This is a genomic window from Bradyrhizobium sp. ORS 278 (assembly GCF_000026145.1).
Classification (GTDB): Bacteria; Pseudomonadota; Alphaproteobacteria; order Rhizobiales; family Xanthobacteraceae; genus Bradyrhizobium.
Genome location: NC_009445.1, coordinates 1,643,338 through 1,657,912, shown reverse-complemented (window position 1 = coordinate 1,657,912; position 14,575 = coordinate 1,643,338). Strand labels below are relative to the sequence as shown.

General features: G+C 65.9%; 12 protein-coding genes. 4 read left to right on the top strand and 8 right to left on the bottom strand.

Going from position 1 to position 14,575, the window contains the following annotated elements:
- Nucleotide 1: 1 nt before the first annotated feature.
- Both BRADO_RS07275 and BRADO_RS07270 read right to left on the bottom strand, forming a co-directional pair.
- Entirely contained in the window at nucleotides 2-859 is an 858-nt protein-coding gene (locus tag BRADO_RS07275) for an ABC transporter permease (protein ID WP_011924662.1), read from the bottom strand.
- Nucleotides 856-1,911 carry an ABC transporter ATP-binding protein gene (locus tag BRADO_RS07270; RefSeq protein WP_011924661.1) on the bottom strand — a complete coding sequence of 352 codons (1,056 nt, stop codon included), beginning with the start codon at nucleotides 1,909-1,911 and terminating at the stop codon, nucleotides 856-858. Before BRADO_RS07270 ends, BRADO_RS07275 begins: the two co-directional genes overlap by 4 nt.
- A gap of 177 nt (nucleotides 1,912-2,088) precedes the next feature.
- Between BRADO_RS07270 and BRADO_RS07265 the strand changes: the two genes are divergently transcribed.
- Nucleotides 2,089-2,910, top strand: a complete 822-nt coding sequence (locus tag BRADO_RS07265) for an IclR family transcriptional regulator (RefSeq protein ID WP_041757365.1) — start codon at nucleotides 2,089-2,091, stop codon at nucleotides 2,908-2,910.
- 190 nt (nucleotides 2,911-3,100) lie between these two features.
- Here the strand turns inward: BRADO_RS07265 and BRADO_RS07260 are convergent, their stop codons facing one another.
- From BRADO_RS07260 to BRADO_RS07235, 6 genes are all read right to left on the bottom strand, one after another.
- Nucleotides 3,101-4,111 carry a GTP-binding protein gene (locus tag BRADO_RS07260; RefSeq protein ID WP_173363490.1) on the bottom strand — a complete coding sequence of 337 codons (1,011 nt, stop codon included), beginning with the start codon at nucleotides 4,109-4,111 and terminating at the stop codon, nucleotides 3,101-3,103.
- Complete coding sequence (locus BRADO_RS07255; protein WP_011924658.1) at nucleotides 4,108-5,715, bottom strand: amidohydrolase family protein; 1,608 nt, start codon at nucleotides 5,713-5,715, stop codon at nucleotides 4,108-4,110. Before BRADO_RS07255 ends, BRADO_RS07260 begins: the two co-directional genes overlap by 4 nt.
- A gap of 216 nt (nucleotides 5,716-5,931) precedes the next feature.
- A complete protein-coding gene (locus tag BRADO_RS07250) occupies nucleotides 5,932-6,762 on the bottom strand; it encodes an ABC transporter permease (protein ID WP_011924657.1) in 831 nt (276 codons plus the stop codon).
- 81 nt (nucleotides 6,763-6,843) lie between these two features.
- The gene (locus BRADO_RS07245; RefSeq protein ID WP_011924656.1) at nucleotides 6,844-7,875 is read right to left on the bottom strand and encodes a PotD/PotF family extracellular solute-binding protein; all 1,032 of its coding nucleotides are present in this window, start codon (nucleotides 7,873-7,875) and stop codon (nucleotides 6,844-6,846) included.
- A 30-nt stretch (nucleotides 7,876-7,905) separates the two neighbouring features.
- Entirely contained in the window at nucleotides 7,906-8,970 is a 1,065-nt protein-coding gene (locus BRADO_RS07240) for an ABC transporter ATP-binding protein (RefSeq protein ID WP_041756214.1), read from the bottom strand.
- Nucleotides 8,970-9,794: an ABC transporter permease gene (locus BRADO_RS07235; RefSeq protein ID WP_041756213.1), complete on the bottom strand. Its 825-nt coding sequence runs from the start codon at nucleotides 9,792-9,794 to the stop codon at nucleotides 8,970-8,972. The genes BRADO_RS07240 and BRADO_RS07235 overlap by 1 nt, the downstream gene beginning before the upstream one ends.
- 636 nt (nucleotides 9,795-10,430) lie before the next feature.
- Here BRADO_RS07235 and BRADO_RS07230 point away from each other — a divergent pair.
- The 3 genes from BRADO_RS07230 to BRADO_RS07220 all read left to right on the top strand — a co-directional run bounded on the left by BRADO_RS07230 (nucleotide 10,431) and on the right by BRADO_RS07220 (nucleotide 14,560).
- Nucleotides 10,431-11,321, top strand: coding sequence for an ABC transporter substrate-binding protein (locus BRADO_RS07230; protein WP_011924653.1), 891 nt, complete (start codon nucleotides 10,431-10,433; stop codon nucleotides 11,319-11,321).
- Nucleotides 11,322-11,635: 314 nt separating this feature from the next.
- A complete protein-coding gene (locus BRADO_RS07225; RefSeq protein ID WP_011924652.1) occupies nucleotides 11,636-13,264 on the top strand; it encodes an amino acid ABC transporter permease/ATP-binding protein in 1,629 nt (542 codons plus the stop codon).
- Nucleotides 13,265-13,318: 54 nt separating this feature from the next.
- On the top strand, nucleotides 13,319-14,560 hold the full coding sequence (locus BRADO_RS07220) for an acetamidase/formamidase family protein (protein ID WP_011924651.1): 1,242 nt from the start codon (nucleotides 13,319-13,321) through the stop codon (nucleotides 14,558-14,560).
- Nucleotides 14,561-14,575 lie beyond the last annotated feature (15 nt).

Genomic DNA, 14,575 nt, shown 5'->3' with positions numbered 1-14,575 from the left:
CTCACCCCAATGTCCGGCGCGCGCGGGCTTCGACCACACGCTGATAGGCCAGCAAGATGACGAGGTTGATGACCAGCACCAGGATCGCGATCGCGGCGCCGAGCGGCCAGTTCAGCTCGTGCATGTATTCGTCATAGACCAGGGTCGCCGCCATCTTCAGCCGGCGGCCGCCGAGCAGCGCGGGAATCGCGAAGGCTGACGCCGAGAGGCCGAACACGACGAGGCTGCCCGACAGCAGACCCATCGTCACCTGCGGCAGCACCACCCGGCGCAACGCGGTGAAGCGGGAGGCGCCGAGCGTCCAGGCGGCGGCTTCCACCATCGGATCAAGCTTCTGCAGCGAGGTCCAGACCGGGATCACCATGAACGGCAGCATCACATGGACCAGCGCGATGACGATCGCGGTCTCGGTGTAGAGGATCTTGATGGCGCCCAGGCCGAGCGCGCGGAACGCCTCGTTGACGAGGCCTGTAGGACCGAGCAGCATGCTCCAGCCGAAGGTCCGCACCACGACCGAGACCAGCAGCGGCCCGATGATCGCGAGCAGGAAGATCGAACGCCAGGGCTCGCGCATGCGCGACAGGATGTAGGCCTCGGGCGCGCCGATGACGGCGCAGATCAGGGTCGTCAGCGCTGATAGCCGCAAGGTGCGCCAGAAGATGTTGAGGAAGTAGCTGTCGGTGAGGATGGTCGTGTAGTGAGTCAGCGTGGTCTCGTCTCTGACGCCAGTCGCCGTGTCGTAGACGTGGAACGACAGGATCAAGGTAAGTACGAGCGGCACGACCACGAGCGCGGTGAACAGTAGCGCGCCGGGGGCGGCCAACAGCCAGGGCGTCGTGCCGGCGCGTGCGCTGCTCATGCCGGCTGTTCTGCAGCGGGCTTGGCCGCCTTCGCGCTCGATCGGCTCCAGTCGAGGCCGATCGGATCGCCCCCGCGCGCGGGCTCCTTGCCGGCATTGGGCAGGGAGACGCCGATCAGTCCGGCATCGGTCTCGATGCTGAAGAACCAGGCGCTGCCGAGGAAGAAGCGCGCCTTGACGCGGCCGTCGAGCACGCCGCTGCCTGGCGATGTCAAAGTGATCTTCTCCGGCCGGATCGCCAGCACGGCGGCCGCGCCCTCAGCAAGACCGGCGCCGTCGCACGGCAGAAACCGGCCATTCGTCTCGAAGCCGCTGTGGCGCCAGACCCCGGGCAGCCGGTTCATCTTGCCGACGAAGGAGGAGATGAACGGCGTCGCCGGACTCTCATACAGCAGGTACGGCGCGTCGACCTGCATGATGCGGCCCTGCTCCATCACGACGACGCGGTCGCTCATCGACAGCGCCTCGCTCTGGTCGTGCGTCACCATGATGGTGGTGGTGCCGACGCGCTGCTGGATGCCGCGCAGCTCGAACTGCATCTCCTCGCGCAGCTTGGCATCGAGATTGGACAAGGGCTCGTCGAGCAGCAGCACCGGCGGATCGATCACCAGCGCGCGCGCCACCGCGACGCGCTGCCGCTGGCCGCCGGAGAGCTGGCGGGGATAGCGGTCGGCGAGCGCCGCGAGTTGCACCAGTGCGAGCGCTTGGCTGACGCGGGTGTCGCGCTCGGCCCGCGGCACCTTGCGCATCTCGAGTCCGAAGGACACGTTCTGCGCCACCGTCATGTGCGGAAACAGCGCATAGCTCTGGAAGACGATGCCGAGGCCGCGGCGGTCCGGCTTCTCATGGGTGATGTCGCGGCCGTCGAGGGTGATGCGGCCCGACGTCGGCTCGACCAGGCCGGCGATCATCTGGAGCGTCGTGGTCTTGCCGCAGCCGGATGGGCCGAGCAGCGAGATGAACTCGCCCTTGGCGACATTAAGAGTGACGTCGCTGACCGCAGCGGCCTCGCCGTAGCGCTTCGTCAGACCGTCCAGCGTCAGGAAACCCATGCGTCCTCGCGCGGGAGGCTCCCTGCCATTGCCCGGGAGTGGCCGCCCTGGACGGATTTCACGTCGGGCGGCGACCAACCGTCAATCATGAATTCCGATATCCTGAATTTATCTCGCCAGAATTCTGCTATATGAAATCTCCGATCGCTTACTCTCTCCTGCCTTTCGCCAATGCAGATGACGAACGCCGATAACGACTCCACATCCAGTCTGCGACGGGCTTTGAGACTGCTGCGCGTGCTCGCCGAGGGCGATCCCAAGGGGCTGCGGCTGAAGGACATCGCCGAGGCCGCCGGCTGCAGCCAGCCGACCGCGCATCGCATGCTGCAGGATCTCGCCGCCGAGGGCTTCGCCGAGCAGGCCGCGGGCAAGCGCTATCGCCTGGCGCTCGACTTCTATGTGATCGCGGCGCGCGCCGGCCAGGCCAGCGGACTGCGCGATGCCGCGCGACCGGCGCTGCTGCGGCTCTCCGCCACCCTGAGCGACACGATCTTCCTGCTGGTGCGCAACGGCTTCGATGCGGTGTGCCTCGATCGCGTCGAGGGCCCGTTTCCGATCCGCTCCTTCACCGGCGACATCGGCGGCAAGGTGCCGCTCGGCCTCGGCCAGGGCAGCCTCGCCATCCTCGCAAATCTGCCGGAGGACGAACAGGAGGCGGTGATCCGCTTCAACATCCCGCGCCTGCTCGACCGCGGCTTTCTCGACGAGGCCTCGCTGCGCAGCGCGATGGCGCTGGCCCGCGCGCAGGGCTGGGTCAACACCAGCACTGGACTCATTCCCGGCATGGCGGGCGTCGGCGTGCCCGTGCTCGATGCGCAGGGCCACGCGGTGGCGGCGCTGAGCGTCGGGACATTGGCGGAGCGGCTGAATGCGGATCGCCTGCCGCATGTCGTGAAGATCCTGCAGAGCGAGGCACACGCGCTGGCGGGCAAGCTCAACCCGTTCGATGTCGCCTTGCGCTATCCGTCGCGGAGCCTGAGCACGATCGGCGGGAGTTAGCTGCTTTGCATCCCCTAGCAACGTCATTCCGGGGCAAGGCCGGAGGCCTTGAACCCGGAATCCCGATATTGGCTTGCGTTGGTTGTCACCAACCTCGGGATTCCGGGTTCAATCGCGCGCACGCAAGCGTGTGCACGATTGCCCCGGACTGACGGCAGGTGGCTTGGGACGGCGCTACTGTTCGCAGCGTTCAGGTCACCCACTCGGCGCGAATGGCGCGCGGTGCTTCCCTGCTCTCCGGCTCGCGCCAGGAGAACTTGAACAGTCCCTTCGGCTCGACCTGCTCCAGCTCGGCGCAGTCGATGTCGCGCGCGATGACGACAATGAAGGGCGGCGGCGGATTGTTGGCCGTCAGTTGCCGCGGCGGCGAGAACATCGTGCCGACGCTTTCGACCAGCAGCGGCCGCGGCGCCTCGCAGACTTTGACGAGCCCCTTGATGCGTAGAAGACGCTCGCCGAGCCGGCCTGCGACATTGTCGAGCCAGCTCGCGAGATCGGCATAGGCGATGTCGGCGAGCGGGCGGACGACGCAGAGCGCAAGGCGCGGATGCGCGACGGCGAGAGCGGGCACGATCTCGCGCAGCGGCGGTACTGATGACAACGGCGCGAAGGCGGCGGATACGGCTGCGGCGCGATCCGCAACGACGACCGCCTCGGCCACCGGATTGAGCTGCGCGATCGCAACCGCCGCCTCGGCCAACGCGCCGGGTGCTAGATCCGCCTTGGTCGCGACGATGCGGTGCGCCGCGGCCCATTGCGCGGCCGCCTCCTCGAAGGTCGCGACGGCGAGGCCGCGCGTGAGATCGTAGGTCGCGATGACGGCGACGCGCATGCGGTGCTCGGCGAGCGTCGCGAGCTGGCGCAGCACCGGGCCGGGCATCGACAGGCCCGACGTCTCCAGGATGATCCGGCGCAGCAGCGGAACCCCTTCTGGGCGCGGCGCCATGATCAGGCGATCGATGGTGAAGGCGAGGTCGCTGCCGATTTGGCAGCAAACGCAGCCGTTCGACAGCATCGCCATCGGCACGTCGTCGCCGCTCTCGCGCAACAGGACGCCGTCGAGCCCGACCTCGCCGGCCTCGTTCACGATCACGGCGGTGTCCGACGCCGTCTCCGCGCTCAGCACGTCGCGCAGCAGCGTCGTCTTGCCGGAGCCGAGAAAGCCGGTAAGAACGAAGAAATCGATCGTCATGGCGCTCATGGCGCCGCGGCGTCCTTGGTCACATATTTCTCCGGCACGTCGCTCTCCCAGCTCGCCTTCACGAGCTCGCGCACGTCGGCGAGCAGCTCCTCGGTGTCGTAGATGATGCCGTCCTTGATGGTGTATTTCAGGCCCCGATGCCACTCGACCGCGTTGGTCGCATCGTTGAAGCGCATCGCGCCGGTGCCGTAGAGCAACTTGAAGTCGGTGAGCGGATTGTGGTCGTGAACCAGCAGGTCGGCGCGCATGCCGACGTCGACGGTGCCGATCTCGTTCTCCAGACCGCACAGCGCAGCCCCTTGCGAGGTCGCCGAGCGGATCACCTCGAGCGGATGGAAGCCGGCCTCCTGCAACAGCTCCAGTTCGCGAACATAGCCGAAGCCGAAGATCTGATAGATGAAGCCGGAATCCGAGCCGGTGCAGACGCGGCCGCCGCGGTTCTTGTACTCGTTGATGAAGGCCATCCAGAGCCGGTAGTTCTCCTTCCACTCGATCTCGTTCTGGGTCGACCAGCGATACCAGTACGAGCCGTGGCCGCCGCGCTGCGGCGTGAAGTAGTCCCACATCGACTTCCAGGTGTACTCCTTGTGCCAATAGGCCTGCCGCGCCCGCATCAGGTCGCGGTTGGCGTCGTAGATCGTGAACGTCGGCACGAAGGTGAAGCCGATCTCCAGGAACTGCTCCAGCACCTCGTTCCACTTGGCCGAGCCGGGCTCGGCGCCCTGCCGGAACATCTGGCCCGACACCGAGAAGCGGAAATATTCGTCGGTGTAGTTGTAGTCGAGCGGGAAGTTCTGGATGACGCGATCCTCGAACAGCGCCTCCGGCAGGCCGTAATAATGCTCGGCGCTGGTCAGGCCCCATTTCGCGGTCGTCAGCGCGTTCATTCGCGACACCGCCATCTGGGCGTGGTGGCAGCCGGTGCGCAGGCCGATCTGCTTGCATTCGTCGAGGGCGGCTTCCATGATCGCGGGCGGCGCGCCGAAGAACTTGATGCCGTCGGCGCCGCGCTGCTTGACCTGACGCAGCCACTCCCGCCCCTGCTCGGGCGTGTAGATCGTCTTGACCATGTCGTTGACGGCCGGAAAGTAGGCGTAGGCGAGCAGCCGCGGCGCGGCGATTGTATTGTCCTCGGCGCGCTGCTTCTGGTCGAGCATCCAGGACAGGCCGTTCATCGAGCCCATCTCGCGCACCGTGGTCACGCCGTGCGCCAGCCAGAGCTTGTAGACATAGTCGACCGGTGGCACCCAGCCATTGGCGGAGTGATAGGCGACGCCGGCATGGGCGTGGCAGTCGACGAAGCCGGGCGTCACCCATTTGCCGCGGCAGTCGATCTCGTGATCCGCCGGCTCGCCGGTTTTGCCGGCATAGCCGTAACCGACGACCTTCTTGATGCTGACGATGCGGCCATTCTCGACGATGATGTCGACAGGTCCGATCGGCGGCGCGCCGGTGCCGTCAATCACGGTGGCGCTGCGCAGCGCCAGCCGCTTGAACGGCCCGATGCCGCGATCCCTGCTCGTCGCCTTCGGCACGATCGGCGCCGCGCCCTTGTTCCGGATGACGGCGAGCTCATCGCCGGGCAGTGTGGCTTGGTCGGTCATGCCTGCGTATCCTCATCGTCGTCGTGTAGGGTGGGCAAAGCGCAGCGTGCCCACCACGCGTATTTTCCGTGCATCGCGGTGGGCACGGCGCTGCGCGCCTTTGCCCACCCTACGATCCGTCTTCTCGTCATTGCGAGCGCAGCGAAGCAATCCAGGGCTCCAAGGAAAGTCTGGATTGCTTCGTCGCTGCGTTCCTCGCAATGACGGCGTCTGCCGTCATTGCGTCCGATACTTCCGCGCGAACGCTAGGCTGCCGAACACCGTGAACGCCATGGTCACCGCGAGCAGCATGAAGGCGAGCGCGGCGCCCATTGGCCAGTTGTTACCGCGCACGAACTGATCGTACACCGCGGGCGCCATCATCTTGAATCGCGGGCCGCCGAGAAGCACCGCCGTTGCATAGGTGTTCATGCACAAAACGAACACCAGGATCGAGCCGGCGGCGACGCCGGGACCGGACAGCGGCAGAATCACGCGCCAGAACACCCGCGCGCCCGAGGCGCCGAGATTGGCGGCGGCATATTCCAGGTCGCGGGGTATGCTCTCGATGACGGCCGACAGCGTCAGGATCATGTAGGGCAGCACCACCGCGATGATGCCGATGATGACGGCCTTGGTCGTGAACATGATCTCGAGCGGCGTCGAGATCAGGCCGAGTTTCAAGAGACCCGTGTTGACGAGGCCGTCGCGCGCGAACAGCGCCATCCAGCCGGCGGAGCGCACGACGTTGCCGACCAGCAGCGGGAACAAGGTCGCGATCACGACCAGGCTCTTCCAGCGGCTCTCCATGCGGCCGATCCAGTAGGCCGCCGGAAACGCCAGGATCAGCGTCAGCAAGGTGCACAGCATGGAGATGCCGAGCGTCGCCAGGATGATCTGCTGGTAGTAGGGATCCGTCGCAGCCTTGATGTAGTTGTCCGGCGACAGCGCCTGCACCATCAGCTGGGTCGGGCTGAACTGGTTGAGCGAGATCCGGAACATCAGGATCAACGGCCCGATCAGGAGCGCCAGGACCAGAAGACAGGCAGGAACGACCAGCAGCGCCATCGCGCGAGCTCCGATTGCAGATGAGCGGCCGATCGGCCGCGTGCTCCTGCGGCCGAGGCCGCAGGAGCGATGAGGCAAGGCTCAGGCCTTGAACTCCTTGTTCCAGAAATCGAGCGTGCGCTGCGCGCGCCCGGCGGCATAGGCGTAGTCCGGTTTCAAGAGCCGCGCGCGCTCGGCCTCGGTCAGGCTGACCTGCTTGGCAAGATCTTCAGGCAGCGGCGCGTCGGTGACGGTCGGGACATAGCCCATCTTGTCGGCGAAGCCGCCTTGCGCCCTGGCGTCGAGCATCGCGTCGAGATAGGCGAAGCCGCCGGCCTTGTTCTTGGCGTTCTTCGGCACCGAGGCCTGGAACACGATCGCGGGCGTGCCTTCCTTCGGCACGACGTGGGCGAGCGGAATGCCGGACTTCTTCCACATGAAGCCGCGCGCGAGCCACATCGTGGTCAGCCACACCTCCTCCGACTTCAGCGCCGCCGCCAGCGCCTCGTTCGACGGATAGATCTTCACGTCGAGCGAGCGCCATTCCATCAGCTTCTTCTCGGCCGGATCGAGATTGCTGACGCCGCCGCCGCCGGCGAGCGCCGCGGCCAGCGTGTTGTTGGGATAGAGAATGTCGGCGAGACCGATCTTGCCGCGCCATTTCGGATCCCAGAGATCCGCGAAGGATTGCGGCGGCGTCTTCACCTGGTTGGTGTTGTAGAGGATGACCTGCGCCGAATAGATGTGCGGGATCGCGATCTCGCTCTTCAGCTCCGGGAACACCTTGTCGAGCCGCTTCACCTGGGCCGCGTCGATCTTCTCGAACACGTCGGACTGCGACACGATGTAGGCGTCGTTGTCGGACAGGCAGGAGACGTCCATCGAGCCGCGCCGGCTCTGCCGCTCGGCGAGCAGCTTGGTCTTGCGCGGATCGGCATTGCCGACGTCCTGCACGATCTCAAAACCCTTCGGCGTCATGATAGGCTTGTCGATGATATCCGACAGCAACTGGCCATAGTCGCCGCCCCAGGTGCCGACCACGACCTGTCCGCCCTCGGCGCGGGCCGTCGGCATGCCGGAAGCCAGCGCGGCCATGCCGGCGCTGGCGGAGAGAAAGTGACGTCGCGAAATCATGGGAGAACCTCTCGCTTGGGATGAATACTTCTACTTGGATGTTTGCGGCACGAGACGCGGGACCTTGCGGTCCCATTGCAGCGACACGGTATCGTCGGGCTTGAGCGCGGCCAGCGGTTCGCCGGCGTCCGGCGTCGGCCTGACGGCCACCAGCGTCTCGTCGCCCAGCGCCACGACATATTCGGTCTGCGCGCCCATATAGGTGATCGCCTGCACGCGGCCGCGCACCTCGCCCGCGTCGCCGGGCACGATGCCAATCCGTTCCGGGCGGAGCGCGAAGGCGTCGGCATCCTCGCGTTCGCCGCTGACGACATCGACCGGGAGCAGCAGGCCGCCGCCGGTGCGGAACTCGCGCTCATTCGCACGCCGGCCGGCCAGGATGTTGCAGCGTCCGACGAAGTCGGCCACGAACGCATCGACAGGCGAATCGTAGAGCTGCTGCGGCGTGCCGATCTGGCGCACGCGGCCGCCCTCTATCACCACGAGGCGATCGGCCATGGTGAGCGCCTCCTCGCGGTCATGCGTCACCATCAAGGTCGTCAGGCCGAGCCGTTGCTGCAGCGCGCGGATCTCCAGCCGCACCTCGGCGCGCAGCTTGGCGTCAAGATTCGACAGGGGCTCGTCGAGCAGGAAGATGCGCGGATTGATCACCAGCGCGCGCGCCAGCGCCACACGCTGCTGCTGGCCGCCGGACAATTGCCGCGGCAGCCGGTCGGCGAGATGCGACAGCCGCACCAGCTTCAGCGCCTCCGCGATCTTCGTCTTGCGCTCGGCCGCGTTGAGGCCGCGCATCTCCAGGCCGAAGCCGACATTGTCAGCCGCGCTCATATGCGGAAACAGCGCGTAGGACTGGAACACCATGCCGGTGGCCCGCTTGTAGGCCGGCAGAAGCGTGACGTCCTCGCGGTCGAACTTTACGCGGCCGCTGGTCGGCGGCAGGAAGCCGGCGACCATGCGCAAGGTCGTCGTCTTGCCGCAGCCGGACGGACCGAGCAGCGCAACGAGCTCGCCCTGGTTGACCGAGAGATCGAGGCTCTCGACGCCGATCGATGTGCCGAAGCGCTTGGTGAGCTTCTCGAGAGTGAGTTGCGCCATCACACCACCCGCGACAGCTTGACGAAGCGGTCGGTGATCACCATCAGCAGGCCGACCAGCGCGATCTGCACGGTGGCGACGGCGGCGAGCGTCGGATCGATGCGGAATTCGAGGTAGTTGAGCATGGCCACGGGAAGCGTGATCCGTCCGGGTCCGACCAGCAGCATCGACAGATCGAGATTCTCAAAACTCTGAATGAAGGAAAACATCGCGGCCGCCACGATCCCCGAGCGCATCATCGGCAGCGTGATGCGGCGGAACACCGTGAACGGGCTGGCGCCGAGATTGGCGGCGGCCTCCTCCGCGGCGCGGTCGAGGCCTTGCAGGCTGGCGACCACGAGGCGCACCGTCCATGGAATGGCCAACAGCGTATGCGCGGCGACGAGGCCCTCCGTCGTCGCCTTGATGTCGCGGTCGAGGAGATCCTCGGCCAGCACGTAAAACATGTAGAGCCCGGAACCGGCGACCACGCCGGGCACCGCGAGCGGCGCCAGCAGGAACGACGACAGCGCCTTCCGCCCGCGGAATTCGCCGCGCACGATGGCAAGCGCCGCGGCGGTGCCGAGCGGCACGCCGATGGCCGTCGCAAGCAGCGCCACCTGGAAGCTGGTGACAAGGCCGCGCAGGAATTCCGGCTTGCTGAGCGCGTTCGCGTACCATTTCAGTGACAGCGCCTGCGGCGGGAAGCTGACGATCTCCTGCGCGAAGAAGCTGGTCATCACGATCATCACGACCGGCGCGAAGATGATGGCATAGGCGACGACGATCAGGGTCCGCACTGCGAAAGAGCCGATAGACAGGTGTCCCGTAAAACGGAACAGCATCGCAGACACCTCAACAAACAAAGGACAGCTTGTGCGGCGGCATCGTAGTCGGCGGCTCCGCGCCCGCCAAGCCCGCGGGAGGGCTTATCGCGATGCACATGCGCATGGGCACGCGACATGCGGTGCCACGATCCTGGCGCGTGTGTCTCTGATCTCGCCATCTCGGCGCTAAACGAGCTCTTCCTAAAAGCCGGTTGTTCCCGTGTCGAGTTCTCGTCATCTCCACCGCTGTCATGCTCCGCGAAAGCGGGGCATCCAGTACGCCGCGGCAGAAGAAATTGGATCGAGATGTCACGGCGTACTGGATCGTCCGCTTTCGCGGACGATGACAGCCAGGGTCCCATCATCCATTTGCCAGGACATTGGACTCGGTCGTGTCCTGCACACGACTTCTGATTACAGGAATTTTTCTCGCACACCGGAGATCCCCCTTCCGAGCAGCAGCCCATCCGCAGAGGCGTCATTTTGGGCAATGGCTGCTCAATTCTTGCACCGCCGCGATCCAATTTTTTGTGCGTCCAGGGACAAGTCATCCGCGCGGGCGCGCACCTAAGCTTCGTCCGAGCTTGGACCGGGGCGTCGGCACCCATGCACCGCCGGACCAGCGCGACATCATCGTTCGAAGGAGCTGGCAACATGCAGACAAGGCTATTCACTGGAGCGCGGCGCGCGTGGCTTGCCGCACTCGGCGCCATCATCGCGGCAGGACTTCTCGCGCCGATCGACGCGCAGGCCGCAACGCCCGCGGGCTGTGCGGCCCTGGCGGAGAAATATCCGGATTGGAAGGGCAAGACTCTGGTCAACGCCATCAACCCGCACACGCCGGGCTATGAGTCGATCGACCCGAAGGATCCAAGCAAATATGTCGGCTTCGACATCGATCTCGGCGAAGCCATCGGCGACTGCCTCGGCTTCAAGCTCACCTACAAGCCGGTGACCTTCGCCGCGCTGCTGACCACGCTGGCGAGCGGCCAGGCCGACATCGTGATCTCCGATATCTACGCCACCAAGGAGCGCGCCAAGGCCGCCGACTTCATCACCTATTCCAAGGTGTTCGACGGCGTACTGGTCGCCAAGGGCAACCCGAAGGGCATCAATGGCATCAACATGTCGATGTGCGGCGCGGCCGCGGCCGAGAACACCGGCTATGTCGAGGTGCCGCTGATCCAGGAGCTCGGGCCCAAGTGCAAAGAGGCGGGCAAGCCGGAGCCGACACTTCAGCTCTACGACAACAACGCCAACTGCATTCAGGCCATCCTGGCCGGCCGCGCCGACACCTATGTCAACGACGTCAACACGGTCGACCAGGCGGTGAAGGCCTATCCGGACAAGCTGGAGAAGGCGATCGCCGTGACCATCCCCTATTCGGTCGGCATTGCCGTGCCCAAGGACAAGCCCAAGTTCCGCGATGCCGTGATGGCCGCACTGATCGAGGTGCAGAAGGCCGGCATCCACCAGGAGCTGTTGAAGAAGTGGGAGCTCGATCCGGCGAACTTCAAGGAGCCTGATATCCTGACGGCGGACTGATAGGCCTGCGGTTCCAAAAGCGAAGCTGCTGCCGCAGCGACGGTGCGCTCCCCTCCCCCTTGCGGGGAGGGGTCGGGGGTGGGGTCCACAGCGGCAGTCTTTCCTGGGCTACCCCCTCCCCAGCCCTCCCCCACAAGGGGGGAGGGAGCGCAGCATGTCCTGCGCGACCACATGCGTGAGCCGACTCTGATCAACTTCGTAGGGTGGGCAAAGCGCAGCGTGCCCACCATTGCTTCCACACGATGATCACGGTGGGCACGGCGCGTCGCGCCTTTGCCCACCCTACGCACTAAGCACCTCGCAGGCCGCCTCTCATGTCCCTTTTCCTGCACTATCTCAGCATGCCGTATCTGATCCAGGGCATCGAGCTGACCCTGCAGGTCACCGCGCTCGGCCTGATCGGCGGACTTGTTCTCGGTCTCATCCTCGCGGCGATGCAGCTCAGCCGGTTCTGGCTCTTGGCAGCGATCGCGCGCGGCTACACCGTGATCTTTCGCGGCACGCCGCTGATCCTGCAGATGGTGTTCGCCTACGATGCGCTGCCGCATATCGGCATCAAGCTGCCGGCGGTGCTGGCCGCAGGCCTTGCGCTCGCCTGCAACGAGGCGCCGTTCATCGCCGAGATGCTGCGCTCTGGCGTGCTCGGTGTCGATCGCGGCCAGCTGCTGGCAGGCCAGGCTCTCGGCATGACGCCGGGCGTCCTGATGCGCCGGATCATCGCGCCGCAGGCGATCCGCACCATGATCCCCGCTTTCGGCAACGAGGCGGTGAGCGCCCTGAAGAACTCCTCGCTCGCCTCCGTGATCGCCGTGCAGGAGCTGACCCTGCGCTCGACGCAGCTGGCGTCCTCCACCTTCGACTTCTTCTCGATCTTCTTCGCCTCCGGCTTGCTCTATCTCGGCCTGACCGGCGCCATCAGCGTCATCCAGCTCGCACTGGAGTGGATGCTTGATCTCGACCGCACGGCGAAACAGCGCAAGCTGGCGGACTACCTGCCATGGCGCCGCGTCGATCTCGCGACCAAGCTGGAGCTGGCAGAGAAGATCTCCCCGGCTATCGAGGCTGCACCACCCGAGCCTGCCGAGCTGAAGGAGACGCCCACGCTCGCGCTCTCGATCGAAGACCGCGCCCGTCGTGCCGCCACGATCGCCCGCAACAATGTCGCGGTCGAGGTGAAGGATTTGCGCAAGGCCTATGACGGCAACAAGGTGCTCGACGGGCTCGATCTGACCGTGCGCATCGGCGAGGTGATCGCGCTGCTTGGTCCTTCCGGCTCTGGAAAGAGCACGCTGCTCCGCTGCATCAATCATCTGGAGAACTGGGACTCCGGCGAGATCCGCGTCGGCGGCCGCAAGCTCGGCTTCGACGACAAGGGCCGCAAGCTGTCGCCGCGCGCGATCGCCAATGAGCGCGCTAACGTCGGCGTCGGCATGGTGTTCCAGCAGTTCAATCTGTTCGGCCATCTCACTGCCAAGGAGAACGTCGCCGGTCCCCTGCGCTGGGTGCACGGCATGGGCCGCTTCGAGGCCGAACGCCGCGCGCTCGAACTGCTCGAGCGCGTCGGGCTGTCGCACCGCGCCGATGCGCTGCCGCGGCATCTCTCCGGCGGCCAGCAGCAACGGGTCGCAATCGCCCGCGCGCTGGCGCCGAATCCGAGCGTGCTGCTGCTGGACGAGCCGACGTCGGCGCTCGATCCCGAGCTGGTCAACGAGGTGCTCGAGGTGATCCGCCGGCTCGCGATCGACGACGGGCTCACCATGATCATCTCGACGCATCAGATCCGCTTCGCCGACGAGGTCGCCGACCGCGTCGCCTTCCTCAATGGCGGCGTGATCCTCGAACAGGGACCGGCACATGAGGTGCTGACCAACCCGCGCCACCCGCTGACCGCCCGCTTCCTCTCGGTGATGGAGGCCGAGCGGCCGAAGGACGCGGTCGCATGAGCGCGCCCCACCGATTTCTCAACATCCTCGATCTCTGAGCAAAGAGGCCCTCGCATGAAGCACCATCTGCTGCCGGTGTCCAACAAGACCGTTCACTGGGGCTATTTCTCCAAGGTGGTGACACCCGCTCTCACCTTGCGCTCCGGCGACCGCGCCACGATCGAGACGCTGACGCATCACGCCAATGACGACTACGAGCGCATGATCAAGGACGATCCCGGTGCCGAGAGCGTGTTCAAGTGGACGAAGGAACACAAGGCCGTGGCGCGGCGCGGTTCGGGGCCGACCGAAGGCCCGTTCATCCGCGGCTCCGGCGAAGGAATCGGCGTGCATCTCCTGACCGGCCCGGTGGCGATCGAAGGGGCCGAGCCCGGCGACGTGCTGGAGGTGCGCATCCTCGACATCCGGCCCCGGCCGAGCCAATGCGGCTGCCACGCCGGCAAATGCTTCGGCTCCAACGCCGCCGCCAATTGGGGCTTCCACTATCATGATCTGATCGAGGAGCCGAAGCCGCGCGAGGTCGTCACCATCTTCGAGCTCGACACGGCAGGCGAGCCGTTCGCCAAGGCCGTCTACAACTACGTCTGGACGCCGCAGACCGATCCGGACGGCATCGTGCATCCGACCATCGACTATCCCGGCGTGCCGGTCGACCACACCACGATCAAGAAGCGCGAGAACATCCTGCCCGGCATCAAGGTGCCGGCGCGGCTGCATTTCGGCACCATGGGGCTGGCGCCGTCGGAAGCCGACTATGTCTCCTCGATCCCGCCGAGCTATACCGGCGGCAACATCGACGACTGGCGCATCGGCAAGGGCGCGCGGATGTATTATCCGGTCGCCGTGCCCGGCGCCTATTTCTCGGTCGGCGATCCCCATGCCGCACAGGGCGACAGCGAGCTCGGCGGCACGGCGATCGAAACCTCGCTGACCGGCGACTTCGAGTTCATCCTGCACAAGAAGAACGATCTCGGCGGCACCCAGCTCGAAGGCCTGACGCATCCGCTGCTCGAGACCAGCGAGGCCTGGTCGGTCTACGGCTTCACCTATCCGAACTATCTCGCCGAGCTCGGCGCCAACGCGCAGACCGAGATCGCCAACCACTCCAGCCTCGACCGCGCCATGCGCGACGCCTTCCGCAAGCTCCGCCGCTTCCTGATGACGGTGCATCATCTGAGCGAGGATGAGGCGATCTCGCTGATGTCGGTCGGCGCCGATTTCGGCGTGACGCAGGTCGTCGATGCAAATTGGGGCGTGCACGGGACGATCCGGAAGAACGTGTTCCGGTGTGATTGATGTCGACGTGACGCA